The organism is Rhizobium sp. 01L419 (genome assembly GCF_056400025.1).
In genome coordinates this window covers 304893-330346 of record NZ_JBFTSM010000006.1, presented here as the reverse complement: position 1 = coordinate 330346, position 25454 = coordinate 304893, and the positions used below count along the sequence as shown (strand labels likewise).

General features: G+C 57.4%; 23 protein-coding genes. 13 read left to right on the top strand and 10 right to left on the bottom strand.

Features of this window, described 5'->3' with window-relative positions; translation table 11 throughout:
* Position 1 precedes the first annotated feature (1 nt).
* From AC1DUP_RS14945 to AC1DUP_RS14895, 11 genes are all read left to right on the top strand, one after another.
* Complete coding sequence (locus AC1DUP_RS14945; RefSeq protein ID WP_477833026.1) at positions 2–292, top strand: CopG family transcriptional regulator; 291 nt, start codon at positions 2–4, stop codon at positions 290–292.
* A gap of 435 nt (positions 293–727) precedes the next feature.
* Positions 728–1018 carry a hypothetical protein gene (locus AC1DUP_RS14940; RefSeq protein ID WP_477833025.1) on the top strand — a complete coding sequence of 97 codons (291 nt, stop codon included), beginning with the start codon at positions 728–730 and terminating at the stop codon, positions 1016–1018.
* Positions 1015–1560: a hypothetical protein gene (locus AC1DUP_RS14935; protein WP_477833024.1), complete on the top strand. Its 546-nt coding sequence runs from the start codon at positions 1015–1017 to the stop codon at positions 1558–1560. Before AC1DUP_RS14940 ends, AC1DUP_RS14935 begins: the two co-directional genes overlap by 4 nt.
* The gene (locus AC1DUP_RS14930; protein ID WP_477833023.1) at positions 1557–2642 is read left to right on the top strand and encodes a tyrosine-type recombinase/integrase; all 1086 of its coding nucleotides are present in this window, start codon (positions 1557–1559) and stop codon (positions 2640–2642) included. The genes AC1DUP_RS14935 and AC1DUP_RS14930 overlap by 4 nt, the downstream gene beginning before the upstream one ends.
* Before the next feature lie 245 nt (positions 2643–2887).
* Positions 2888–3556, top strand: a complete 669-nt coding sequence (locus AC1DUP_RS14925) for a hypothetical protein (protein ID WP_477833022.1) — start codon at positions 2888–2890, stop codon at positions 3554–3556.
* Between the two features lie 1263 nt (positions 3557–4819).
* On the top strand, positions 4820–11080 hold the full coding sequence (locus AC1DUP_RS14920; RefSeq protein ID WP_477833021.1) for a beta strand repeat-containing protein: 6261 nt from the start codon (positions 4820–4822) through the stop codon (positions 11078–11080).
* Positions 11081–11233: 153 nt separating this feature from the next.
* Positions 11234–13357 (top strand): type I secretion system permease/ATPase, encoded by a 2124-nt coding sequence (locus AC1DUP_RS14915; protein WP_477833035.1) that lies wholly within the window; start codon positions 11234–11236, stop codon positions 13355–13357.
* Entirely contained in the window at positions 13354–14829 is a 1476-nt protein-coding gene (locus AC1DUP_RS14910) for an HlyD family type I secretion periplasmic adaptor subunit (protein ID WP_477833020.1), read from the top strand. The genes AC1DUP_RS14915 and AC1DUP_RS14910 overlap by 4 nt, the downstream gene beginning before the upstream one ends.
* Before the next feature lie 104 nt (positions 14830–14933).
* Entirely contained in the window at positions 14934–15440 is a 507-nt protein-coding gene (locus AC1DUP_RS14905; protein ID WP_477833019.1) for a hypothetical protein, read from the top strand.
* The gene (locus AC1DUP_RS14900; RefSeq protein WP_477833018.1) at positions 15437–15736 is read left to right on the top strand and encodes a hypothetical protein; all 300 of its coding nucleotides are present in this window, start codon (positions 15437–15439) and stop codon (positions 15734–15736) included. The genes AC1DUP_RS14905 and AC1DUP_RS14900 overlap by 4 nt, the downstream gene beginning before the upstream one ends.
* Before the next feature lie 450 nt (positions 15737–16186).
* The gene (locus AC1DUP_RS14895) at positions 16187–17212 is read left to right on the top strand and encodes an IS110 family RNA-guided transposase (protein WP_115038689.1); all 1026 of its coding nucleotides are present in this window, start codon (positions 16187–16189) and stop codon (positions 17210–17212) included.
* A 348-nt stretch (positions 17213–17560) separates the two neighbouring features.
* Here the strand turns inward: AC1DUP_RS14895 and AC1DUP_RS14890 are convergent, their stop codons facing one another.
* Together AC1DUP_RS14890 and AC1DUP_RS14885 are read right to left on the bottom strand one after the other, a co-directional pair.
* Positions 17561–17914 carry a hypothetical protein gene (locus tag AC1DUP_RS14890; protein ID WP_477833017.1) on the bottom strand — a complete coding sequence of 118 codons (354 nt, stop codon included), beginning with the start codon at positions 17912–17914 and terminating at the stop codon, positions 17561–17563.
* A 152-nt stretch (positions 17915–18066) separates the two neighbouring features.
* On the bottom strand, positions 18067–18309 hold the full coding sequence (locus AC1DUP_RS14885) for a hypothetical protein (protein ID WP_477833016.1): 243 nt from the start codon (positions 18307–18309) through the stop codon (positions 18067–18069).
* A 137-nt stretch (positions 18310–18446) separates the two neighbouring features.
* On the opposite strand from AC1DUP_RS14885, the gene AC1DUP_RS14880 reads away from it, so the two are divergent.
* Together AC1DUP_RS14880 and AC1DUP_RS14875 are read left to right on the top strand one after the other, a co-directional pair.
* A complete protein-coding gene (locus AC1DUP_RS14880) occupies positions 18447–18710 on the top strand; it encodes a hypothetical protein (RefSeq protein WP_477833015.1) in 264 nt (87 codons plus the stop codon).
* Between the two features lie 181 nt (positions 18711–18891).
* The gene (locus AC1DUP_RS14875) at positions 18892–19986 is read left to right on the top strand and encodes an acyltransferase family protein (RefSeq protein WP_477833014.1); all 1095 of its coding nucleotides are present in this window, start codon (positions 18892–18894) and stop codon (positions 19984–19986) included.
* 426 nt (positions 19987–20412) lie between these two features.
* Here AC1DUP_RS14875 and AC1DUP_RS14870 read toward each other — a convergent pair whose 3' ends face one another.
* From AC1DUP_RS14870 to AC1DUP_RS14835, 8 genes are all read right to left on the bottom strand, one after another.
* A complete protein-coding gene (locus tag AC1DUP_RS14870) occupies positions 20413–20817 on the bottom strand; it encodes a hypothetical protein (RefSeq protein WP_477833013.1) in 405 nt (134 codons plus the stop codon).
* A 110-nt stretch (positions 20818–20927) separates the two neighbouring features.
* Positions 20928–21707 (bottom strand): hypothetical protein, encoded by a 780-nt coding sequence (locus AC1DUP_RS14865; RefSeq protein ID WP_477833012.1) that lies wholly within the window; start codon positions 21705–21707, stop codon positions 20928–20930.
* Positions 21708–21950: 243 nt separating this feature from the next.
* Entirely contained in the window at positions 21951–22604 is a 654-nt protein-coding gene (locus AC1DUP_RS14860) for a putative Ig domain-containing protein (RefSeq protein ID WP_477833011.1), read from the bottom strand.
* Between the two features lie 104 nt (positions 22605–22708).
* Positions 22709–23023 (bottom strand): hypothetical protein, encoded by a 315-nt coding sequence (locus tag AC1DUP_RS14855; protein ID WP_477833010.1) that lies wholly within the window; start codon positions 23021–23023, stop codon positions 22709–22711.
* A gap of 37 nt (positions 23024–23060) precedes the next feature.
* Complete coding sequence (locus tag AC1DUP_RS14850) at positions 23061–23369, bottom strand: hypothetical protein (protein WP_477833009.1); 309 nt, start codon at positions 23367–23369, stop codon at positions 23061–23063.
* Positions 23366–23656, bottom strand: a complete 291-nt coding sequence (locus tag AC1DUP_RS14845; RefSeq protein ID WP_477833008.1) for a dehydrogenase — start codon at positions 23654–23656, stop codon at positions 23366–23368. The genes AC1DUP_RS14850 and AC1DUP_RS14845 overlap by 4 nt, the downstream gene beginning before the upstream one ends.
* 138 nt (positions 23657–23794) lie before the next feature.
* Positions 23795–24274: a carboxymuconolactone decarboxylase family protein gene (locus AC1DUP_RS14840; RefSeq protein ID WP_113301726.1), complete on the bottom strand. Its 480-nt coding sequence runs from the start codon at positions 24272–24274 to the stop codon at positions 23795–23797.
* A gap of 256 nt (positions 24275–24530) precedes the next feature.
* Positions 24531–25427, bottom strand: a complete 897-nt coding sequence (locus AC1DUP_RS14835; RefSeq protein WP_113508301.1) for a LysR family transcriptional regulator — start codon at positions 25425–25427, stop codon at positions 24531–24533.
* Positions 25428–25454: the final 27 nt, after the last annotated feature.

The window sequence follows — 25454 nt, the reverse complement described above, 5'->3', positions numbered from 1 at the left end:
GATGACCAACACAGATACCGCCACGCTCCTTGAGGACGCCGCCAACCGAATTGCCGACATTTCCCGCCCTGATCTTCAGATTATGCTGCGACGCGCGGCTCTGCGGCTACGCAATGCCGGGTCGATTGCCCTGGACGATGACGTGGAAGAAGTGCTTCGAGACCTTACCGGCGAGTTGGGCCTGACGCGCAATGACGCGATCAGATTTATCGTTCGGGAATGGATGGAGAAGAGCGCCTACCTGCCGGTGCACTTGCTGGATGAGGATGGCGAAGTCGACGGCAACGCGTAGCGTTGCGCGGTATTGACAGATCTTGCTTTAATAGCTGCACGACAGCGCGTTCGTCGGCCTGAAGCCATGGGCGCAGGCAGGGTTCACCGAATTCCTTGGCTGATACTGAAAGTCAGGACTATTTGTAGCCCGATGCGTTTCGCACGCCGAAGCCAGCACGGCCAGGCCGATCAGCATGCCCGCCATTGCAAGTCGAAGCCTCGTCATCCTGTCATTTCCGTCGTCGCTACGATTGTGAACAAGATGTCGCCTTGCCGTATGGATACAAGGGGACGCCGCACTTGACCGCTCCAATTCAGCTTAATACCTTCTAACCGCGGCCCACCAATCCGCAAAGGCCATCCGGCCTGTCCACCACACTGAGGAGACACCTAAGAAGCTTTCGGCATTCGTGCCGACGGCAAGTGTTTCAATGTGTTTTAGTGGATCATTGCAGTGACCGACCTCCTGGACAACCTTCGCACTCCGCAACAGATCGCCGAGCGCATTTCTGCGTCCACCGGCGTTCACATCACGGCTCGCACCGTGTGGGAGAAGGCCAAACGCGTCGGTATCGGCAAGAAAATCGGACGCACAATGCTGGTGTCGGTCGATGACATTCCGCGGCTGCTGAAGGAAGAAACGAAGACCGGCAGGCGCGATCGGCTAACGGCAATTCGGACAGGCGAACAGGCTCTGGCCGCGCTTCGACAAGCCCGTCGCGCGCGAGACAGGGAGAGCAAATGACTTTTCCGCCAAGCCCATTCGATCGTCTGCCGCTTTTCGCAACTGACGATGAGATCGCCATCGCCATAGTAGGCAAATCCAGAGCATCAGCGTGGAAACGGGGCGCCCTGCGGTTACTCGACGGCAAGGGTTTTCCACCGGTTGATGTGCTGCACGGCGGCCGACCGGTGCCGCTAATACGCAAATGGTACAACCAGTATCTCGGCATCGACAAGAGCTACATCCAAGCACCTGACGGACCGGAAAATTCTGATGTGTGGGACCGATCGAAAAGAGAACGGCGCGACGACCGTAAACCTCAGTTGGGTCTCGACGGCCGGTGCCAGGCAACCTTGCTCTACATGGTCGCCCACCCTGACGCTCAGACGCACGTGGCAATCCCTAACGCCGGTTCGTTCACGATGGAGAGGCTCGTCCAAAAAGGCGCGATTGCGGCCGAAGGAAAGGATCGAGAGGGCGATACGGTATGGATCGTGACCGAGGCGGGGACGGAAGAGGCGAAGCGTATCAATCTATGGCACCACGGAAAGACGACGCCATGACAGCAACCCGAACCCTCAAAGGCCTCACGAAGGTCCGCAAGACGTTAGCCGACGGCCAGACCATCTATTACTGCTACCCATGGCGCGGCGGTCCACTCATGAAGCATAAGGACGACTCGCCCATCCAACCAGACGACCCAGCTCTGCCGGCGGCTTATATCGCGGCCCGCGAGGCCCGGCGAAACCCAACGCCGACGACAATGGCAGGATTGATCACGGCTTTCCGCGGCTCGTCCGACTTCAAATCGAAGTCGGCCAGCAGTCGGCGCGAATATGATCGCTATCTCGACGATGTCCGTGCCAAATTCGGCGAGCTGACTTTTGCGCAGCTCGAGTCGAAGGCAACGAGGGGCAAATTCAAATCTTGGCGTGATGGTTACGCTGAGCATCAGCGGGCCGCGGACTATGCTTGGACTACTCTTGCGCGCGTGCTGTCGTTTGGCAAAGACCGCGGCTTGCTGTCGACCAACATCGCCGAACGCGGCGGCAGGCTTTACCGCGCCGATCGCCGAGAAAAGATCTGGAGCGAAAGCGATGTCGAGAAGTTCGAGGCTATCGCATCGCCGCCGCTTCGTCTGGCCATCACGATGGCGCTGGCCACTGGCCAACGAAAGGGGGATCTGCTGGCGGTCAAGTGGAGCGCCTACGATGGTGACGTCATCCGGTTCAAGCAGAGCAAGACAGGAGCGAGGCTTGTCATACCGGTGACGACCGCACTGCACACTGCGCTTGATGGAAGGCCGCGGCTTGCCGAAACGATCCTCGTGAATTCGAAAGGTGCATCATGGACGTCCGCCGGATTCGACACCAGCTGGCGAGCGGCGCGTATTGCGGCCGGCATCGAAGGGCTGACGTTCCATGACTTGCGCGGGACCGCGGTGACGCGGTTGGCCATCGCAGGCTGCACGGCAGCTGAAATTGGAGCGATCACCGGACATTCAATGAGAGATGTGGCTCAGATCCTCGATGCTCACTACCTCGGCGGGAAGGAACAACTGGCGAGGCGCGCTATTGAGAAGTTGGAGGCAAATAGCAATAAAAGTCAGCTGTACACCGCAGCACGCAGCTGCATTCCGGACTAGCGGCGTGGATCATTTCAGTACGTTGGTCGAGGCTAGTTGGACTTTAGGAGGACCCAGAACGGCTAGCCTTACGTCTTCAGCGCGTTTACCGGTGATTGAGCTCAACATATGTAATCCTTGCGCTTGATAACAGCCTCTGCTCTCAAATATATAAACAGTATCACTTCCAACAAATTTATCTCAATTTTTGCTTGCAAACTCTTGACAATCGCCGCCGAGTTTAGCAATCGTAGATTTCCGTGACAATGAAATACACTTTGAGACCGCTTTGGCTTGTTATTGAAGAAGAAATAATCGTAGGCTCGAATATTTGGTGTGTGGGCAATATGTTATTTAAACGATTGTTCAATGTTGAGCTTTTGGACGGCCTTGAAAACGAGAAATTTCTCGACAGGTACGACACTTATATTTGCCGAGCGCCGCTGGGTCTGTTCGCGTTGTCCGCTTTGATCGTTGTCATTTGGCTCGTGAGAGCAGACTTGGTCGAAAATATCTCTTATAAACTAACATTCGTGTTGGATTTTCTCCCGAAGTATCGTTTTGAGTTGCGCTGGCTGCCTGACAACTATCCAAATCAGGTGGATCTATACGCATGCCTATCGTTTGCTATAGTATTTTTTACAATTATCAAAACCGCGATAATTTCATTCTACATTATTACTGCGCGCATCGGGGAAAGAAGTATTTCTGTCTCTAGCTATAAAAATATCACCGTCAAGTCGGTGACGTTAATATTCTCGTTTTCCACGTTCCTGTTCCTGTTTCCTCTTCCCATTTATGGCAACGGCGCTTCGACCATAGCTATAGGTAACGCATTCACCATGACCGCCTTAAATATATTCTGGTCGACAATAATAACCGGCACGATCTCCGCAACGGTTTTATTGTTGAAACGTGTAAAAATACGCGAATAGGAGAGCCTGATGGCCGGTTCGGACAGCAATACTAAAGGACCTTCAAGAAATATGCCCGCTTGGGCTAATTTGGCATTCAGCGCGACTTACGGTGCCGCCTCTAGTGTCATGGAGTATGTGACAGCAGCAGCAAAAGTTGAAACTGGACATTTCAGCCTTGCCGGGCAACTCATTCTGGGGACGGTGGACATAGTAGGTGCCGTGAGATCGGGAAACCCTGACAAGGTAGCGATCGAGACGGCAGGCGTCGGAGGAAACGTTGTTGGAGGTATTATCGGCACCGGAGTTGGGATCTTTGCGGCTGGATTGATAGGGGCGGGAACAGGGGCGGCTGTGACCAGTTGGACCGGCCCCGGTGCGTTGGTCGGCGCGGGCTTTGGTTTTGTCGGAGGGTTGGTAGGCGGATTTTACGGAGAGAAAGGTTTGGAAGCACTTGAGGCGGCTCTTATTGACTCTGCCCGAACACCCTTTTCGTATCCTCAATATTCATGGGCGGCCGTCGATCAGCCGACTGCACTTGACTATGCGCTTGATAGTCAGCCTTACACAAAATATGACCCGAACGTCGGATGGATATTTAGCGGATACACAGGGCGAAATACTGGATACGACACTCCAGCTGAGTTGAATGCTGGATCGCGTCCATCGCCGATGAACTTTGAATTCGGGCAATCCTCTAATGCCATTCTGCAGGCCGCCCCAATCGATCCGATCAACTTCACCCCCGCCAATATTAACCCTCTAAGGGCTCCCGCCCCAATCGCACCGGTCAGTCCCCTCTCCCCAGTTAGCCCGTTCGACTTTTCATCACCGTTTAGTTATGATTCGATTGGCAACCGGGGCGCATATTTCGGCGGCGGCGGACCTGGCAGCGGCTATTTCGGCGGACAGAATTCCAGCGGCATTTCACCGGGGGGCGGATACAATGTTGCCCCGACACCGAGGCCCTCTGGATATAACTTCACGCCGACACCGACCCCTCGTGCATATACAGTTACACCAACGCCACGGCCTGACACTCCACGCGACAATCAGTACACGACGGGCTATGGAGACTGGGGTGGGCGCTCTTATACGTCGTACCCCGGCAGCAGTAGCAAGGGTAACGGTAGCTTCACCTGGGCTGCCGATCCGATGCCAAGGAGTCCATCAAAGAGCCCAGCAAAAAACCAGCAACCGGCGAACCCAAGGAGTCCGCTTCGCCCCCCTCCCGTGACTGGAAATAACTGGGGCCAGCAAGCCAACACTCCCGTCGTTTTGGATTTGCAAAACATTGGTTTCAACATCGAAACCCTTTCCTCGTCATCGAAATTCATTGATCTCGACGGTAGCGGTTTTCAGCAGCAGACCGCCTGGGCTGGTCAGGGCAACGGTGTGCTTGTTCTTGATGCGGACGGTGACGGCAAGATTAGCCGTTCAAGCGAGTTTGTGTTCACGGAGTGGGATTCGTCGGCGAACGGCGACCTCGAGGCGCTCAAGCACGTCTTCGACACCAATGGCAACGGAAAGCTGGATGCAGGCGACGCACGCTGGTCGGAGTTCCGGGTTGATGTCAACGGCCAACTGGTGACGCTCGCGAGCCTCGGCATCACTTCGATCGACCTGACACCCACGGGCAGCGGCCAGACCTTTGCGGACGGCTCTGCAATCACAGGCACGACGACCTTTACGCGTGCCGACGGCACGACTGGCGCTGTCGGCGATGCGGTGCTGGCTACAGACGACGCGCAGTACAAGATTCGCACCGAGACGGTCGCCAATGCCGACGGCTCGGCGACCAAGGATATCTACGGCTCCAACGTCGACGGCAGCCTGGCCTTCCATAACCAGATCGCCACGAGTGCCGACGGCTCGAGCATCTCCACCAAGTTCGACGACGACGGCAATGGCACCTTCGATCGCTCACAGACGAATATCAAGACAGTCGCCAGCGGTGTCACCACCAAGACGGTATCGAACTTCAATGCCGACGGAACGCTCGCCGACAAGACGACGACGGTGACCAGCGCCGACCGCAATACGGTGACGACGTCGGTCGATCAGGACGGCGATACGGTTGCCGACCAAAGGCAGACCTATATCCGCTATGCCGACGGATCGAACACCACGACGACCGAACAGCTCAGCATCAACGGCACCGTATTCACCAGGACAACGGTTGAGAGCAGCGCCAACGGCCTGACGAAGACGACGTCTGTCGATGTGGATGCCAACGGCACGGTCGAGGACATCGTCACTGAGACGACAGTCATTGGCAGCGATGGCATCCGTACCAAAACCGTCGATGACAAGAGCTCGGGCGGCAAGTTGCTCAGCCGCGACGTCACGGTCACCAGCGCCGACAACAAGACCAGCACACTGTCATCCGACGAAGACGCCGACGGTTACGTCGACACCAAGACCGTGGCACAGACGACAAATGGCAGCGGCGGTGTAATCTCTATGACGTCGTCGGTCTATAACGGTGACGGCACACTCCGCGGCAAGGAGCTCGCGACCACGTCGGCCGACGGACGATCGAAGACAACCTCTTCCGACCTGACGGGCGATGGTGTCTATGACCTTGTCGCAAGCGACATCAGCGTGGTTGCAGCTGACGGCTCGGTGACGCAGACAGTCCAGAAGTCCGCTGCCAATGGCAGCCTGCTGTCGAAGGTGGTGACGACACGAAGCGCCGACGGCAAGACCATCAATGAATCGGCCGATACCGACGGAGATGGCGCCGCCGATCACATAACCGCAATCAGCACCTTCAGCAACGGCTACCGGAACAACGCGGTTGCCATTCAGAACGCGGATGGATCGCTTGTCTCCAAGGTCACGGTCCTAACGGCTTCCGACGGCCTGTCGAAGACGACGAGCATCGACGCAGACGGCGATGGCACGTTCGAGCTTGTGACCACCGATGTGACCACGGCCAATGCCGACGGCAGCAAGACCGAGCTGGTTCAATCCAGAAGCGCCGACGGGACGCTGTTGAACTCGACGAGGACCACCACTTCGGCCGACAGCCTCACGCAGACCGCCACGATCGACAGCAACGGCGATGGCGTCACCGACCTTAAGATCACCGACACACTCGGCCGTCTCTCGGACGGTAAACGAACCGAGACTGTCAAGACAATGAGCGGCGACGGAACGCTGCTCAGCCAAGTCTATACGGTCACCTATGCCAGCCGCCAGAATACGACCGTGAACACGGACAGCAATGGCGACGGGTTCTATGACAAGATTGAAAGCGCCAACAAATTTGTCGGCGGAAACACCGACTCCGCCACCAGTCTTCTGGCTGCCGATGGTACTCTGATTAGCAAGGTGACGACGACTGCTGATGCGAGCGGTCTTGTTAGACAGAGCAATACCGATCTGAATGGCGATGGCGTACGAGATGGCATAATCCAGGATTATACGTCGTTTGGTACCGATGGTGGCAGGACGGACTCCCGTTATGTCAAATCCGGCGATGGCAGTCAGTTGAGTCGGCAGATCGTGCAAACGAGTGGCAACGGTCTCTCGATTCTGAACCGGCAGGACCTAAACGGCGATAATACCTTCGATATAGCCGTGCAGGATACCACCGTGCTCGGATCCGATGGCTCACGCACGCAGACGATAACGACGAAGAGCGCGAACAACACGCTCTCCACCCAGACCCGGACCGTGACCAGCGCCAATGGCCTTCAGATCCGGGCCGACATTGACGCAAACGGCGACGGTACATTCGAACGCAGCGCGCTGTCGGCCAAGACACTCAACAGCGATGGCTCGATCACGCAAACCAATGCGGTCACCGCCGCCGACGCGAGCCTGATCGCGAATTCGACCACAACGGTCAGTGCCGATGGCAAGTCCAGCCAAGCGACGTCAGATATCGATGGCGATGGCTCGACCGATCGCAAGGAGACGGTGTCTGTCGCGGCAAACGGCCTGTCAACCGGTACAGTCGAAACCTACAAAGCGGACGGAACGCTCGCCAGCCGAGCGATCTTGACGGTGTCGGCCAATGGGCTCGCCAAGACCACCAAATCCGACCTCGATGGCAACGGCACCTTCGAGGAACAGACATCGAGCACCCGCTCCGTCGGCGCCAATGGCACGACGACACAGGTTTCCTCCCGCTTCGACGCCAACAGCGCGCTCGTCGAGAAGACGACGACGGTCACCTCGGCGGATGGAAGGACCAAGTCGACGAGCTGGGCGGACGCGAGCGGCGCGACAAAGCGCTCGATGACCGATGCGATCGTCCTCGCCCAGAACGGCGCGACGACGGAAACGCTGTCGTACCTGAAAGCCGACGGATCGCTGGAAAGCCGGACGATCACGACCACCGATGCCCATGGTGTCCTGAGGACAACCACGAAGGACGTCGATGGCAACGGCGTCATCGATCAGCGGATCACCGAAACTGTCGCCAATAACGGCTCGAAGCAGCAGAAATTCGAGGATCTTATCTCGACCGGCACCGTCAAGAGTTCGACCACTGTAACGACGTCGGCCACCGGCCTGAGCACCACCGCCGACTACGACACCAACGGCGATGGCACGGTCGACAAGCGGATCGCTTCTGCGACCTCAATTACGACCAAGGCTGCACGCACGACCACAGTCCAGGAATCCGTGGCCGGCTCAAGCGGGTTGGCGCTTGCCAATAGCCTGACGACGACTGTCGACGGCAAGGGCCTTTTGATCCAGACAGACTTCGACAAGGGCGGCGATGGCACCGTCGATCAGTCGAGCACCGATACGACGACCTTGAACGCTGACGGCTCACGCACGCAGGATGTGAAGAGCTTCAATGGCACCACACTCACCAGCCGCTACGTGACGACAATCAGCGCCAACGGCCTGTCGGTCAGCCGGCAATGGGATCCGGCTGGGGCGGGCACCTACTCGCAAACCTCCACGGATGTGACGGCGCTCAATGCCGATGGCACCAGGGTACGCACGGTGACGAACCTCAGGGCCGATGGTTCGGTCATCTCCAAGTCGGTGACCACCGTCGACAAGTCCGGCAACGTCGTTCGCACTGCCGAAATCCGGCCAGGCTTTGGAGACAAGGGCACGAAGACGGAAACAACGCTGCTTGCCGATGGCGCGACACGCGTGACGGTAACCGGGACGGATGCCAACAGCGTCCTGACCGACAAGACCGTGACGCTGACGAGTGCCGACAAGGCACGCGTCACCATCGAGCGCGACATCAGCGGTGACGGCATCGTCGACCAGCGCCAGCAGAACACGACCGCCAATACCGGCGTCCAGACCTCCGTCATTACCGATCTCAAGGCCGACGGCACAGTTGCCGACAAGACCACGACGACGGTCGCGGCCGACGGGCGCCAAACGACGATCCTCTGGGACTTCGACGGCAATGGCACCAATGACCGCCAGCGTGTCGTGAACGATACGATCCGCGCCGATGGCGGCCGCACCCAGGCCAGCACCGATACCGACCTCGTGACCAACAAGCTGGCGTCCACCTCGACGATCGAATGGTCGGCGGACCGCCAGAAGACCACCACAACGAGAGACGTCAATGGTGACAACACGGTCGACCTGACGGAGACTGTGACAAAGGACCTGTTCGGCAACACCACGAGCGTGACGACCAACAACGCCACCGCGCGCGACGTCTCTTATCTGTCGTCCGGTGGCGTCTACTGGAAGCAGGCGATTGCCGCACGCCTGGAAACGACGACCTCGGCCGACGGCAAGACGAAAACGACACGCTATGACTATGATGGCGATGGCGTCTTCGAGGTCGTCATGCAGTCGACACAGCAGATCGAAGGTTCCGTCGAGACGGTCGTGACCGAAACCACAGCGGCCGGCGCAACCGTCGGAAAGGGTACCCTTTCGACGAGTGCCGATGGTCTTATCACCAAGCTCACCAAGGATGCCGACAACAACGGCACCACGGACCATACCGAGACCTCCGTGAAGCATATCGACGGCTCGATCACGCTGACGAAGCTCGACCTGAATGCAACTAGTGCCACGACCCAGACGGTGGTCGACCAGGTCAATGCGCTCGGTGTGCTGTCGTCTCGCCTGACGACCGACAATGCAAACACGCAGAGCTGGGCCACCTACAAGCAGACTTTCGATGGTCGCGGCAATCAGGTGACTGTCGAACAGATCAACGACAACGGTTCACGCGTTGCAGTGAAGTACGACGCCACCAACAGCCAGACGTGGAGCCGGATCGAGGAATATTACGATTCAAGCAATCGCCTGACCAACACCACATCCTACCAGGATGACGGCACCAGGGTCAGTGTCAGTCTTGATCCAGCCAATACAGCGACCTGGTCAAGATATGCCCAGTATTGGGATGCCGCAGGCCGAACGACCGTTATCGACCAGAACAACGACAGTGGCACGCGCTATCGCGTCCAGTACGATGCGGCAAACGCGAGTGATTGGTCGTATATCGAAGACTCCTATGATGCCGCCGGCAGGCAGACGAACCGCAATGTCCGCTACGATAATGGATATACCTATTACTATACGTGGGATGCGACCAATGCGGCATCTTGGTCTTATTACCTTGTCATTCAGGACGGAGCGGGACGCACGACCCAACAGAATAATTACTACGACGACGGGACATACGTTGCCTATGTCTATGACTATACCGGTTCGTATAACTGGAGCAGTATGGAATACTATTATACGGCATCAGGTAATCTTTCCCTGACATGGCAGTGGATGGATGACACAAGTAAATGGCACAAGATCTATAATGACTATAATAACCAAGAAATATGGACGACCGCGAGCTTGAACTACGACAGGAACGGAAGGCTCACAAGTCGGAACGATGCCAACGATGACGGCGGCAGAACCGAGTATGAATACGACTCCAACTCCCCCTACTCACCTCTGCAATGGTGGAAGCGTTGGGATAAGAACGGACATGTCATCGCGAGCTATAATTCCCAACGGCCGGTCTTCTTGGACCTGAACGGCGACGGACATGTCGATCTTCGCCCCCTTGATCTCGGTGCTGGTAGCGTAAGTCCGTCCTTCGATTGGGACGGAGATGGATTGGCAAATAAAACCGCATGGGTCGGCCCAAGTGATGGGCTTCTTGCCATTGATCTTGGTGCTGATGGTGAGCCGGGAGCCGACGGCTTGATCGATCAGGCGCGTGAAATCGCCTTCGCAAGCTGGGCAGATCCGGACGCCAGCTTGGGCTTGTCCGATCTCGACGRCCTGCGTCTAGTCTTCGACACCAACCATGACAACGTTCTTGATGCCAATGACGCTCGCTGGAGTGAATTCCGGATCTGGCGCGACAGCAACCAGAACGGGGTGAGCGATGCCGGCGAACTGCTGACCATGTCCGAGGCCGGCATCAAGCTCGTCAACCTGATTCCCAACCCCGGCGGTGCCCAGGCATTCGACGACGGTTCGGCGATTACTGGCACGAGCACCTACGAGACGACGAACGGACAGACACATCTCGTGGCGGATGCGAGCCTTGCCTGGCAGAAGAACACCAACGGAGTCGCTGCTTGAGCCTTGCAATGACTGCTCGCACCATGGCGACGCACATTCGATTGATGTGCGTCGTATTCCCGCTAGTCGTGCAGGTCGGCGTCCGTGATCATCACTGCTGATCCTGCCTTACCCGAAGCAAACAAAACCGTTGAGCATGCGCCCGCTGTCGAGATCGTCGACAGCGGGCTTGCAGCGCTTTGCGCCATTGCCGGCTATTTTCGAATTGCGGCGCAGCCATCGACGCTTGCCAGAGATTTGGCTGTGACGGGCTCTTGTGGATCGAACGATCTGCTGCGAGCCGCTAAGAGCCTCGGCCTCAAGGCCCGCGTTGTGCCGGTCCGCGATGGTGCCAAGCTCGCAACGCTTCCCGCACCGTCCATCGCCGTGCTTTCGAACGGATCGTTTGCTGTCTTCGGCGGCCCCATGGGCGACGGAACGTTCCGCCTCGTCGACCCGGTTGCCTTTTCTGCGCGAAGCGTCTCACCAGAGGAACTGCTTGCCGAAACAGGGGGTCGATTCATCCTCGTTCAGCGCCGCTTCTCAGGCCCGGGTGCATCTCCAAAGAGCTTCGGCCTGCGCTGGTTCCTGCCGGCGATCTGGCGCTACAGACAAGCCTTCGGCCACGTGCTGATCGCCTCGCTGATTGTGCAGATTTTTGCGTTGATCACCCCGCTGTTCTTCCAGGTGGTCGTCGACAAGGTGCTTGCCCATCGCAGCTATTCGACTTTGATCGTGCTTGTCGTGGGGCTGGCCGCCGTCGGCCTCTTTGACGTCGTGCTGCAGTACCTTCGAACGTATGCCTTGTCGCACACGACGAACAGGATCGACGTCGAGCTTGGTCGCCGTCTGTTTCGCCATCTGCTCAATCTGCCGCTGAGCTACTTCGAGACCAGGGCAACCGGACAAACGATTGCCCGCGTCCGGGAGCTTGAGACGATCCGCAACTTCCTGACCGGCCAGGGCCTGTTTTCCGGGCTCGACCTCATATTCACCATCGTCTTCATCGCGGTGTTGTTTTCCTATTCCTCGAAACTCGCCTGGATCGTGGTGGCTTCGATCCCGGTCTACATCGCCATCGGCGTGCTGATCCGCCCGCTCCTGAAGGACCGCATCGACGAGAAGTTCGAGCGTGGCGCCTACAGTCAGCAGATGCTGGTCGAAACCGTCGTCGGTATCCAGACGATGAAGGCAGCCGCGGTCGAGCCGGTTGTGGCAGCCCAGTGGGAGGAGCGGCTTGCTGCCTACGTGCAATCCTCCTTTGCTGCGACCATGCTGGCCGCCAAGGGTCAGAACGCCATTCAGTATGTCAACAAGATCACCTCCGCAGCACTTCTCTTCCTCGGCGCGCAGGCCGTCATCGACGGGGAACTGACGGTTGGCGCGCTGGTCGCCTTCAACATGATCGCCGGCCAGGTTTCCCAGCCGATCCTGAGATTGTCGCAGCTCTGGCAGGACGTGCAGCAGGTCCAGGTTTCCATCGACCGGCTGTCCGACATTCTCAATGCGCCGGCTGAACCGCGCCCTGCGGTCGCAATCAGCCTGCCGAAGCCGAAAGGCGCCATCGCCTTCAAGGGAGTCAACTTCCGCTATTCGCCCGAGGGCCAGGATGTTCTGAAGAACATCAATTTTGCCGTCCGTTCCGGCGAGGTGATCGGCATCGTCGGACCGTCCGGCTCAGGCAAGTCGACGCTCACCAAGCTGGTGCAGCGCTTCTATATCCCGAACAGCGGCCAGGTCTTCGTCGGCGGCCAGGACATCGCCCAGGTCGATCCTGCCTGGCTCCGCTCCAATATCGGCGTGGTCCTTCAGGAGAACATGCTGTTCAATCGGACGATCCACGACAATATCTGCCTGGTCAATCCGGCGATGTCGCGGGCCGCCGCCATTCAGATGGCGCGGCTTTCCGGCGCCGACGAGTTCATATCGAAGCTTCCCCGGGGCTATGACACGATCATCGAGGAACGCGGCGCGAACCTCTCCGGTGGTCAACGGCAGCGATTGGCGATCGCCAGAGCCCTCGCCACCAACCCACCGATCCTCATCCTCGACGAGGCGACCAGCGCGCTCGACTATGAGAGCGAGCGCATCATCCTCGCCAACATGCGCGAGATCGTGCGCGGACGCACCGTCATCATTATCGCCCACCGGCTGGCAACCGTGCGCCACTGCGACCGCATCATCGGCATGAAGGATGGCCGCATTGTCGAGGAAGGCACGCATGAGACGTTGCTTACCCGTGAAAACGGCCTCTATGCGCATCTTTGGCAGTTGCAAACCGCTCCGGTCCAGCCATGAACCAGACCGTTCGTCCACCGAAGGTACCGAAGAAGCCGCCGCGCAAGCCGCGCGATCATACCGCATTCCTGCCGGCCGCACTTGAGATACTCGAAACACCGGCTTCGCCAATCCGGGCGGCCCTGATCTGGTTCATCTCCGTCTTCGTGATCCTGGCGATCGTCTGGAGTTACTTTGGCCGGTTTGACATCGTCGCGACGGCGCAAGGCAAGCTGCAGCCGACGGGGCGGGTGAAGGTCATTCAGTCGCTCGAAACCGGCAAGACTGCCGCTATTCCCGTGACCAACGGAGCAAAGGTCAAGGCCGGTGACGTCGTCATCGAACTGGATCCAACGGAGACCAGAGCAGAAGTCAATGCACTGCTGGCGAGCCTTCGGTCGCTGCGAGCCGAGGTCATCAGGCGAACCGCGGCGAGAGAGCAAGTCGAGACTTGGCATCGTGCCGGCCTCTGGACAAATTCGCCGACGATCTCGACGCCTCTCATTTTCGGCGAGGATATCCCTCCGTCCATCAGACGCCGCGAAGAAGCGCAGTTCCAGTCATCGCTGGAACAATTGGCATCGTCGCTTGCCAATCTCTCCTCGCAAAGAGAGCAGCAGCTCGCATCGCTTGGCCGGTTCAACCGGATGGTCGCAGCCCAGAAAAACTTGATTGCGACGATGGATGATCGTGTGACGATGCGATCTCAGCTTATGGAGTCGAGTGCTGGCCCACGTGCAGGCGTGATCGATGCAATGGAAGCCAAGCAGCGCGTCGAGGCGGACCTCGCCGAGCAGATCGGTCAGGCCGATGAGGCGGCGGCTTCCCTTGCTGTTGCGACCAGTGAAGGCGAGAAGGCGATCAAGGCGTTCATCGCCGAGAATGTCGAAAAGCAGACTGAGGCGGAGCGGCAGATAGACGAACAGGAGCAACAGCTCATTCGAGCACAGAAAAAGCTCGACGCCATGACGATCAAAAGCCCGATCAATGGGACAGTGCAGACCTCTGCAATTACCACCGTCGGCCAGGTTGTCATGGCCGGATCAGAGCTGATGCGGATCGTGCCGGAAAATGCAGTGCTGGAGATCGAGGCCTACTTGCCCAACCAGGACATCGGCTTCGTTGCGCCCGGTCAGCTGGCCGTGATCAAGGTTCAGGCCTTCCCGTTCACTCGCTACGGGGTGATCGAGGGAAAGGTCACGCGGGTTGCGACGGATGCAATTCCCGAACCGGACGCACAACAGCTCGAGGGCCAGCCCGACAAACAGCTGCAGAGCTCAATGCCGATCGGCAACGCCCAGAGAGTTCAGAACCTGGTGTTCCCGATCACAGTCGTTCCTGATGTCGCCGCGATCAATGCCGATGGTACTTCCGTAGCGCTCTCTCCCGGTATGGCCGTGTCGGTCGAGGTCAAGACGGGAAGCCGGCGTATTCTGGAATATGTGTTCTCGCCGGTCGCCGAGGTGTCGTCCGAGGCGATGAAAGAGCGGTGAACGGACGGAGCACTGTTGGCTCGCCCGTCGTTGAAGAAATATTTAAGATCTGTCGCGAGCGCGGCTGTTTTCTTCAGTCATATCTCATTGGAGGCAAAGGCAACGTGGACGGCAACATTACACAGGCTTCCCAGAGAACGTTGCAGCCGCGGCTTTTTTGGCGGCGCGCATTTGCCTATCGGATCGACATGACAATTTTTGAAGTCTTGCTTGGGGCGGTCATGCTCATCGTTCCCTTGAACTTCGGGATGCCCCTCTTTCAGAGTACGCAGTGTGAAGAAGTAACTTCTGACCCATTGGTGGAAAACGTCGAACGCGAATGGCCGCTGAACCCAGGAGAGACGAGGGTGAACCAAATTTGCCTGATCAGCGAATTTTTGGGTCCGGAGAGCCCGTCGTTCCAGACAACGGTCGTCACAGGCAATTCCGACGGCGGCTCCGTTTCATGGCGATCGATGTCGGTACCGCTGGATCGAAATGGCGACCCGATCGAAGGGATAGGGGATCTTATAGGACTGCTGGTCGGCGTGTTCCTGGTATCGCTCGCTTTCTCATTCTTGAGTGCGAACGGTCGAAGAACGCTGGCAAGAAGATTTTGGCGATACGAGTGATCACCGTCGAGGGTACCCCGCCGCATTTTAGCCGAGCTTTGAAAAGAGAGCTCCTGAAGTTTTCGCCGTGGATCGCCTTTGTGGTGGTTGACTCAATCGTTGCTGCATCATCACACCAAAACTTGGACGCCATGATCCACTCTATGCGCGATGGCGACCGGACGACCACAATTCACATATTGGTCGGCGTAGGCTTTGTCGTGCTCACGCTGGTGTGGTGGGTCCTGCCGCTTATCAGATGGAGAGGCAAGATGTCCTATGACAAGCTCGTCGGCTGCGAGGTCCGCCGTACGTGATGCGATCTCGGGTAAGTGCTGTCTCGCGTCGAGCGCCCAAGCCTATTCGCCGGTCGCCGAGATTGCCTTAGAGGCGAGGTGGGAAGGGTAAAGCTAGTGCCAATGTCAGTCACCGGTCAGGGCGGGGCTCCAAGATCAACGAACGCGTAACACGAGGGTGTTGATTTCCACGCAGAACTGAGCCGATTTTGGAGTAAACCCCTCGGACTGGACCACGGGACACAGAAAAACTGATACGCACTGCGTGGAAATCAACACCCGGCCGTTCAATACCTGCAGGAAAGAGCGTTGGTCGGCCTGAAGCTTTGGCTGCACGCCGGCTTGAAGACAGGGCACTATGTGCGAATTGCAGTTGTCGCGGTCTAGTGACCTGATGAGGTGGACGACCTCCGCTCCCGGCACCGCTGTGCCATACTGTGGCCGTCAAAAGTCACTCACGGAGAGCCGTCCATGGAAAAGGTTAGCACGATCGGTCTGGATATCGCCAAGCAAGTGTTTCAGGTTCACGGCATCGACACGAATGGCGCAATCGTCTTCCGCCGGAAGCTGCGTCGGAATGACGTCATGGCATTTTTCACCGCTTTGCCTCCGTGCCTAATTGGCATCGAAGCATGCGCAACAGGTCATCACTGGGGCCGTGTTCTTGTGGCGCTAGGCCATGAGGTTCGGCTAATGCCAGCCTCTTACGTAAAGCCTTATGTAAAACGGCAAAAGAACGACGCTACCGACGCGGAGGCAATCTGCGAGGCAGTTACGAGGCCGACCATGCGGTTCGTTCCGGTAAAAAGCGAGGAACAGCAAAGCGTTCTGATGGCCCATCGAGTGCGCGAGCTTTTGATACGTCAGCGGACGATGCTGGTGAATGCCTTGCGAGGGCATCTGGCGGAATTCGGGATCGTAACGCGACAGGGCACGGCCGGTGTCGGCACCCTCATTGAGCTGGTCGAAGACAAGAATTGCGAGCTCATCCCGCCAACTGCGCGGACCGCGATTTTGCCATTAGTGGCACAGCTACGGGAGGCGCATCAAAAAATCAGCGAAATGGATCGGCAAATCCAAGCCTGGCACAGATCCAATGAATTGAGCCGACGATTGGAGACAATCCCCGGAATTGGCCCAATTACCGCCAGCGCGATCGCTACAACCGTGACAGACCCAACGCTGTTCAAATCTGGTCGGCAATTGGCGGCTTGGTTGGGTCTGGTACCGCGCCAAAACTCATCAGGTGGGAAGGATCGTCTCGGTCGAATCAGCAAGCAAGGCGATCCTTATCTTCGCCGTCTACTCGTCGTCGGGGCACATGCTGTTTTGCGGTTCTGTCGGAAGGGAAAAACAAAGCCCACCCAGTGGGCTGCAGAGCTTCTGACGAGGAAACCGTACAACGTCGTTGCCGTAGCACTCGCCAACAAAATGGCGAGGATCGTCTGGGCGTTAATGATCACCGGCAAACAGTTCGATCCTCCGACTGCCGCCTGACCAAGTTGAGGAAGATACAAAGATTGGTGAGGTGCTGATGGTGTGATGACGGACGGTTGAGCCGGGGTCGGAAAAACCCGCTCAGTGGGTGTCGCTAAAAAGCGCGTTGACCTGTCTGGGATCCGATCTGCGGACTTCATCAAGGCCAGCGGCATGAATCGGCCGCCTCAAAAGGCCGAATACATGCCTGCACCCGACCAACCCGACAAAAATGCCATATTGCCCCTTGCCACGCGGAGGTCGTCCATACATGCCACTGAACTTTCATCCGGCTGCGATTAGAGCCTCGGCGGTTTTTGAACCGCCCCAGGTTTCTGGACCAGCTGAGTCTAGAGTTTCCGGCTTCATTCAGGGACGCGGGCTGGGTGCGGTGAATAATTTCGATCTATAGCGGTGGCGCCTAAGGCTCGGTCCCAATAATTGTGCCATCTTAAACACGTTTTGAAATTCGAATGGCTTGTTTTTCATGGTGCAACTCACGAAAAATGCTGGCGATTTTTCTGTCCCATAGGTTTCCGAAAAGCTTGCGTTGTCGATGTTGGCGCATCCTATCTGCGTCTTGGCTACCAGCGATATCGCGGCTTGCAGCTGAGGCATCATTTTGTCGGGAAGATATACGGCGCCCTCTCCGACATGGGCCTGTTCCGCGGCGGCGATCGAAGGTGCTACAATCAGCAGGGCTGCAAAGATAATTTTTATCACATGTCCCTCACACGCGGTCGCTCTCGATCGATACCACGGTTGCGACAATCCCTGAAAATGCACAGCCGTCTTCGGTTTGGCAGTTACACGGCAGACTGAAAACAAAAAAACCGCCTCCCCCGTTAAGGAGAGGCGGGGTGGCTGGTGGCAGATCATGATGGGTGGCGGGTATTAGGGCTCGAGCCGTGCCATGACAGAACCGGGCGCCCAATCGGCTTCCTCCCCGACATTGAGGTAAATCCACCATTCGCTTCCAATGTCGTCGTAGCGGGAAAATCGAGCAGGCTGATCGCCATTTCCCAAGGGTGTTCTGCATCAGGATCGCCGGATACGAAAACCCAATAGAAGCCTGGGGTCAGCTCCCGCCTGTTTATGTTTTCAGGAACAACCTTCATCAGTCAACTTTCTGATGCGAGCCAAATGTGGCTAACAAAGCCCAATAAAAGTCAGCAGGTTTTCGGCCTGCCCCCCAAAAATCACAATTGTCTTTCGCCGCAATTTATATCATCCCAAGTTTGCTGGGGATATTCATATGCGAGCAACTACCGTTGGCGATTCCGCCAAGGACATCTTCCATTCCATGTCGGCTGCGCTCAAGCGCTTTTGGATGACGTACCGCAATGGCGGATATGAAGACGAATGGGCATTCGCTCGAGTTTCCACCGATGTTATTGACATCAATACTAAGATGCCAATCAATGGCCACGTCATGCGGAAAGCCACGGACGGGAAATGGACGTACCGTCAAATGACGGAAGAAGAGCGCGACGAGTTCGACGTCATCCGCGCTTGGTAAGCCTCATCAATTAATGGTAAACCCCGCCGCAATCGCAGACGCCATCGCGCTATTAGGATGCGTGCCGTCTGCCGTGTAGTTTACAGGCCATTTCCCGATGAGGGGACGGTGGGGTGTTGCAGTTTTGTTTTACTCGCGCTCGGGATGTGTTACGCAATTGCAAACGGCCCGGGGAAACCTCATGCAGCGCGGAAAGCTTAATTCCATTCAGGTGCTCAGGGCCGTCGCGGCCCTGATCGTTGTACTCTCCCACTCCATCAGAGCCTATACGATCAATCCGCCGGGCTACATGCAGGGGCTTCCCCAATCGTGGCTGTCCGCTCCATGGTTTCGAGATGGGATGGCCCTTGGCGTCGACATCTTCTTCGTCATCAGCGGCTTCATCATGGTCTATGTGTCGAGGGATCATGCCGAAGGAAGAAAGAAGCCGACTGACTTTATCGTCCAACGCATTGAGAGGATCTATCCGCCCTACATCGTGGCAACATTGCTTTTGATGTGCCTGATGATCGTCTGGAGCCGCTCGATACCAGCTGATTTTTCTCCTTGGAGGATCTTCGCGTCCTTCACGCTTATTCCGTCATTTGATGCAGCAGGGACCGTACAACCCATCCTCGGCGTGGGCTGGACACTTTCCTATGAAATGTATTTCTACCTCATGTTCGCGCTTGCGCTGGCGGTCGGTAAACGACGGTACCTTCCTTTTTTGATGTCGGCGATCATCGCAGTTTGGCTGATCGCGACGCTCATCTCCAGTCCGTCTGCACTTGGCGTTTTCTTCAGCAGCCCGATTGTCTTTGAATTCCTATTCGGTTGCTGCATTGCTCATCTCTATTTGAATGAGCGTCTGCCAGGGCTCCCGCTTTACATTCTGGCGCCGGCCGTAGCGACGATGGCGGTAGCGTCGTACTTTCACGAAGCCGACACGCTCCCTGAGGTCTTGCGCGTCGTCTATTGGGGCGTCCCTGCCGCGATCATCGTGGCCGCGGTTTTGCCGCTGAAGGTTGAAGGCTGGATTGGCGACAAATTCGTCAAGCTTGGTGATGCTTCCTATTCGATTTATCTCATCCACATCGTGGTTATTTACCACATTCTGTCGCGAATCTATCCGAAACTGATCGGATGGCATGTTGTGACCTTTATAGATGAGGCAGTGGCAATCACAGCGGTGGTTGCCGTGATTGCCGGGGTTGCTTTTCATTTGGTGGTCGAAAAGCAATTTAATAGATGGCGCCGTGAAGCCCGAAATCGCCGGTTGAAGGCGATGGAAGCTTAGGCTGCGCCGAGTTCTCCCATCAATGTTGCAAAGCAAGAATCGATCCTCGCTTGCAAGAGGTTAGTGTGGTTGTCATTGTTTGCCGCTTTGCCTCCCCATGCATATGAGAAGCGGTCGTTAGCATAGCTGCTGACAGATCGGCCGACCGCCGCGCGGCTTGTCGCTATCTATGCTGACGCTGTGGCGTTGTCGGCACAGGCTTGTAAGCCGTTGGAATATTGACGAGATTGCATCGAACTTACACGCGAGGCCGCTCGCCTTCCCGGCCGCGATGTGCCGGTGCGCCCGCTACTTGAGCCGAGCCATTGATTCGGAAGATCTCCGCCGAATTGGTGATGGCATTAAGCTGAGTGAAGGCGCTGACGTCAGTGCCAAGGTGAGCTTTTGACCCAGATCCGCTTCCCTGCAGATTGCGGCCCACACCGATCAAGGCACTGTTGAGCGAATATTTGCATCAGCATCCCATGTCCCGCCAAGATCGATGTATTGGGAAACGCGGTCGCGCTGGATGCCTCTATGAGCCGTGAACGATCCACCGGCAGGAAGCGACGCGGTGAGCAAACCGAGCGCCGCGAGATTGATAAGACCATCGTTGACGTTGCCATCATCGGCGAAGACATAGGCGAGCCCGAGGAGGGACAGGCCCTGTCTCGAATTAAGCGCTTTCACGCAACGGTCGATGAACTTGAAGACCGTGGTCATCGGGATGGAACGCAAAGCGTTCGCGGCCATCACCAGCGGGTGATACTCGAATGTTTCAACGGGATCGTTTCGCACCGCCACCGAATGCTGAAAATCAACCGTGTTGCCAAGACCATCACCTGCTCGCAAATTACAGACATATACGTTGTCACCGTTGGCATACTGGGGGGCCTCGAAATCATAAGCCTTAAGCTGCAGCGTTCCGCCCGCAAGAGTAAACAGCGAGGTGTCGTCACCCGTCAGGAGCGAGAACGTAACTTGCTGATGGCGCGAAGGTTGATGATCGCGTCGCGGTTCTCAAGGACAAAACTGGCAGCGGGCGATGCGATGGCCACGGTACTCATGTCGATGATGCCGGCCGCCACTGCTAAACCTGACGTCCCGACATCCGCCTGCGCCTTCGCCACCGATACGTTCTTGAAGGTGCCTGAATTGACAGCCGTGGACACGAACTGAGTGCCGGACACAGCGGCAACCGCGATGTTTTCCAGAGCCAGATTCGTGACCGCAAGCGCGGTCGAAACAATATTGGTGAGCGAAGGGAAGTCGATGTTTTTGAAGGTGATTGCGCTGGTAGATATGCCCGTTCCAGAGGCGAAACCAATCAGGTTTTTGTGGGTGGTTCCGCCCGTATAGCTTACCGTCACGCCGTCAATGACGATATCCGTCACCATACGATTGAGGTTATTGCCGTCGAAGACGCCGATGCCCTTCGTCAGCGCCACGTTCTCGTTGATATTGCGGATGCGGACGCCAGGGCAAGAGGCATCAGCTGCGACCCAGATACCAAAGCCTGCCGCGCCGTCGACAACGATATTGGAATAGTCTGCAGCGGCTGGCTGGACGGTGATGTAGGTGCTTTCACCAAACTGAATGAGACGCTTGTCGTTGTCGAACAAATTGTTGATCGAGCGCTCCGCGTACACCCCATTGAGCCTGAAGCCGTCCCCGCACTGCAGACGGAACATGTTCGTAAGACCGCAACCGCATAACGTGTCCGAGACATAGATATCGGACACGTTATGCGCCGCTCTGCCAAGGAGTGCCGTACCACATCGACGTGGCATTTTGAGCGGCCTTTGCAAAGAACGATTAAATGTCGTCGTAGGCTATACCACACAAGCCCGCAATGCCGACCTTTGAGCAGCCAGGGCCAACATCGATGCCTTCTTGGTTCGCTGTCGTGCCGTCGTTCATCAGAATGATATCACGATAGGAAACCCGCGTACTGCCGAGCGAAATATGCGAGCTACCGTTCGAATTCAGCGAAAAGCCCGAAGGTTTGACATTGTTGGCGCTGACAGCGTCGAGGCCGTGATTGAGACGCTGGTCAACTGGCGGACCTGCTGGCTCGGCTGGCCATTGAAGAAGAAATTGCCGTCGCCTTCGACCGTAAGATTGTTGTCTGTGCGGGTCTGGTTGCCTTGATTGGTATTGCACCACATCCGGTAGTTCGCGCCGGCCACGAGCGTCCATTCGCCGCTGTTGCAGTAGATCGCGGTATTGCTTGGCTGAAGGATGATGCCGTTGGCGTAGTAGTGGCCGGTGAGGATTACCGAATTGCCGGCTGCGAGTGCTGCGTTAACGGCGGCAAGATCGGTCGAGCCCGTCGTATCACCAGATGGCGCGATAGCTACAGCAGCGGCGCCAACCGCGATAGAGAACGTCTCGCTGGTCACACTGCCGCTGTCGTCTGTGAGGGTAATGCTAATACCCGGGGACGTGCCTGGCGTTGTCGGAGTGCCGACAATCGCTCCTGTTGCCGTGGACCAAAGCAAACCTTCAGGTAGTGTTCGGTTGACCGTAAAAAGCTTGACGCGGGAACCGCCCTTGACGTGCGGGATCATCTTAAACTTGGAGCTGACATTCTCGTAGCCAGGAACGGCAAGGATGCCGAGCGGCGTCAGCGGCGTCACGGGTTGCGGCACCCCACCGCCCTGACTACGGGCGCGCGCCTAGAGAAGTCAGGGACGACGCCAGCGCCGGCCCCCTTCTCGAAGAATGACGAAGCCCCGCCATGTTATGCGGTAATCCACTGGAATTTTTCGTTCGGCTCGGCGTAGACGTCATAGTCGGTCGCTGCCGGCACGAGGAAGCGGTTGCCGGGAGTCGCGTCGGGCGCCGGACCTACCGATACCCACGAGTCCGCAGCCGCGCGAATGCGAAAAAGCGGCTGGCCGGAGCCGGAGTTTTCACCCGGCGCAAAGTTGGTGGAAGTGACGCCGGTCGACGGCGCCTCGCTCCATGCGATCTTGCCGAGGATGTCCTGGGACTTATCTCGAGCGAAAAGGGAGCCGGCATAGCCGCAGACGACGTGAAGGCCCACAAAAGCCATGTCTCCTAAGATGTGATGGGTTCTGGTTGGCCGGTCGTTAGCCGCGCGTGGTGGTACGTCTGGGCTGGTTTTCGACGATGCGATCAATGCGCAACGTCATATTATCGACAGCCGCTGTGACGCCGCTAATGGCCTCCATGATTTGCTCTGTAGTCTCGCGAAGTCCAGCTTTCGAGACGTATGCCTCGGCGACATGGAGCTTGTGTGCGGCAAGACCGCTGACTACACGCTCCGTGTCATGGCGCTGGGCCACAACCTTGCCGTCGAGATATTTCCAGATACCGAACAGCGTGTGGAACACGGCAAGGCCAAAGCCGACTACAGCCGTGATTTCCGCACCGGTCATTTCTGCACCACCTCGCCTTCAAGGCCTGCGTCTCGGTCGGCGTAGTAATCATGCAGCGCAAGATGCTTGCGCAGGCAGGAAATAAGCCGCTCGCGGTCGGTGATCCAGAGCTTTTCCAGTTGCGCTTGGGCCAATTGCCCGGCGCCCAGATCAACCGGACCTTTGCAACGCTCCAGCAGCACGCTGTCGGGCTTGCGGAGATGCAGTGGCGGCGGTGGCACGACTAGTTTAGCGGACTTTGTTGATACGCTGCACGCTGGGAGCGCCAAGCACAACGCGGCCAGCATCAGGATCTTGGCTATAACGACCTGATCACCGGCTGATATTTTCGCCTCTTGCCGCTACAAGACGTCTGGAGCAGCCACAGCGGATCAATTTTGCCGCGGCCGCACTCTCATGCGGCCGCGATATCTGTCGACCGGTTTCTACTCCAGTCCGGCCTTGTCCAGGCCGTAAAGCTTGTCCGCCGAACCCGGCACGGCCTTGACCGCAACGCTGATCCGGTTCCATGCATTGATGGCCATGATCTGGAACGTCAGGTCGGAAACTTCCTTCTCGGAAAGTTGGCCGCGGACCTTCTCGTAGAGTTCGTCCGCAACGCCGGTGTCGGAGAGCTTGGTGACCGCCTCCGTCCAGGCAAGCGCCGCACGCTCGCGCGGGCTGAACAGCGTCGATTCACGCCAGGCGGCAACGTGATAGAGACGGAGTTCGCGTTCACCGTGGATCTTTGCCGCCTTGGAATGCATGTCCACGCAGAAGCTGCAGCCATTGATCTGAGACGCGCGGATTTCGACCAAATCCCTGATCGTCTTCTCGATGGAGCTCTCATTCAGCTCCATGGTGAAGGCGGTGAGCTTTTTTACGAGTTCCGGCGAAAGTTGGGCGTAGTTCAGTCTTTGCGTCATGTCATCCTCGTCTTTCGAGATTGCTGATTTGGGGAGCCGACCGCCAAGGCAAGCGCCTGCATACGGTCATGAAATGAGTACCAAGCACCAAAAAAAGCGGTAGCTAAACATCGGTTGGGGGATGGGCCGAGCGTGACGGCACCATTTACTTCACGTGGCCTGCCGGCAATGCAGCGGCCACAGGCAAGCGGGCGGCAAAATGGCTCGCCAAGATTTCAGGCGGGACTGCTGCACCTGTCGCGGTCCATGAGCATGCTCATCGCGATGCGTGCTTTTGCATTTCGGTTTCGATGAAATCCGAAAAGAGCCGCAGGCGGTAGGTCGGCATTCGACCGAAAGCGTGGACAGCTTGGAACGGCATCGTTTCCAGCTCAAGGTCGGGCAGAATCTGGATCAGTTCCCCTCTATCCAGCTCTTCCTGAACGATGCATTTCATCAGATAAGCGACGCCTACTCCACTCAAGGCGGCAATGCGGATCGCTGTCGCCGTGTCGAGGTCCACCTGGCCCGTCGGTATCATCGTCGCGCCATCGGCAAAGTGAATGGGATATGTGTGGCCATCGATCGCATATCGCGCGAAGGGCAGTTCGCGCAGCCTCTCCACCGTGCCGACCGGTCCCGATGTATCGACAAAGGCAGGAGATGCGACCAGCGCCATGTCCAGATGCATCAGCGTTCGCATCATCAAGTCGCTTCCCGTGACTTTGCCGACGCGAAAGGCGATGTCGTAGTTTTCGCGGATCAGGTCCACGTGGCGATCCGTCGTACCGAGATCGAGCGTTATGCCGGGATGCTGCGGCAGGAAACGCGTGAAGATGGGCACCATGAGCAGCCTCGCAAGCTCGCTTGGCAGGCTTACGTGTAAATGGCCGGTGGCTCCGCGATCCGCCTGAAAGACATCCGAGGATTCCTCGATCTGCCGAAGAAGCGGCGCGATGCTTCCGAAGAAGGTTTCGCCGTCGGGCGTCAACGTCAAGATACGCGTCGAACGACGAAAGAGCTTCAGCCCCAACAGGCTTTCCAGCCGGGAAATGCTCTTCGATACGCCCGACGGCGTTGTCCGCAGGCTGCGCGCAGCGGCACTGAAGGACCCCGTTTCCACGGTCCGGACAAATGCCACCAAACCCGCGGTTTCGCCCAGCAAATTACGCATCTCGCCTCCACGAACTTGATCTGCGGA

Excerpts from the sequence above, each read along its gene's own strand:
- AC1DUP_RS14945 (WP_477833026.1), top strand. The coding sequence starts at position 2 with ATGACCAACACAGATACCGCCACGCTCCTTGAGGACGCCGCCAACCGA.
- AC1DUP_RS14935 (WP_477833024.1), top strand. The coding sequence starts at position 1,015 with ATGACTTTTCCGCCAAGCCCATTCGATCGTCTGCCGCTTTTCGCAACT.
- AC1DUP_RS14930 (WP_477833023.1), top strand. The coding sequence starts at position 1,557 with ATGACAGCAACCCGAACCCTCAAAGGCCTCACGAAGGTCCGCAAGACG.
- AC1DUP_RS14925 (WP_477833022.1), top strand. The coding sequence starts at position 2,888 with ATGAAATACACTTTGAGACCGCTTTGGCTTGTTATTGAAGAAGAAATA.
- AC1DUP_RS14910 (WP_477833020.1), top strand. The coding sequence starts at position 13,354 with ATGAACCAGACCGTTCGTCCACCGAAGGTACCGAAGAAGCCGCCGCGC.
- AC1DUP_RS14895 (WP_115038689.1), top strand. The coding sequence starts at position 16,187 with ATGGAAAAGGTTAGCACGATCGGTCTGGATATCGCCAAGCAAGTGTTT.
- AC1DUP_RS14885 (WP_477833016.1), bottom strand. The coding sequence starts at position 18,309 with ATGAAGGTTGTTCCTGAAAACATAAACAGGCGGGAGCTGACCCCAGGC.
- AC1DUP_RS14880 (WP_477833015.1), top strand. The coding sequence starts at position 18,447 with ATGCGAGCAACTACCGTTGGCGATTCCGCCAAGGACATCTTCCATTCC.
- AC1DUP_RS14875 (WP_477833014.1), top strand. The coding sequence starts at position 18,892 with ATGCAGCGCGGAAAGCTTAATTCCATTCAGGTGCTCAGGGCCGTCGCG.
- AC1DUP_RS14855 (WP_477833010.1), bottom strand. The coding sequence starts at position 23,023 with ATGGCTTTTGTGGGCCTTCACGTCGTCTGCGGCTATGCCGGCTCCCTT.
- AC1DUP_RS14850 (WP_477833009.1), bottom strand. The coding sequence starts at position 23,369 with ATGACCGGTGCGGAAATCACGGCTGTAGTCGGCTTTGGCCTTGCCGTG.
- AC1DUP_RS14845 (WP_477833008.1), bottom strand. The coding sequence starts at position 23,656 with ATGCTGGCCGCGTTGTGCTTGGCGCTCCCAGCGTGCAGCGTATCAACA.
- AC1DUP_RS14840 (WP_113301726.1), bottom strand. The coding sequence starts at position 24,274 with ATGACGCAAAGACTGAACTACGCCCAACTTTCGCCGGAACTCGTAAAA.
- AC1DUP_RS14835 (WP_113508301.1), bottom strand. The coding sequence starts at position 25,427 with ATGCGTAATTTGCTGGGCGAAACCGCGGGTTTGGTGGCATTTGTCCGG.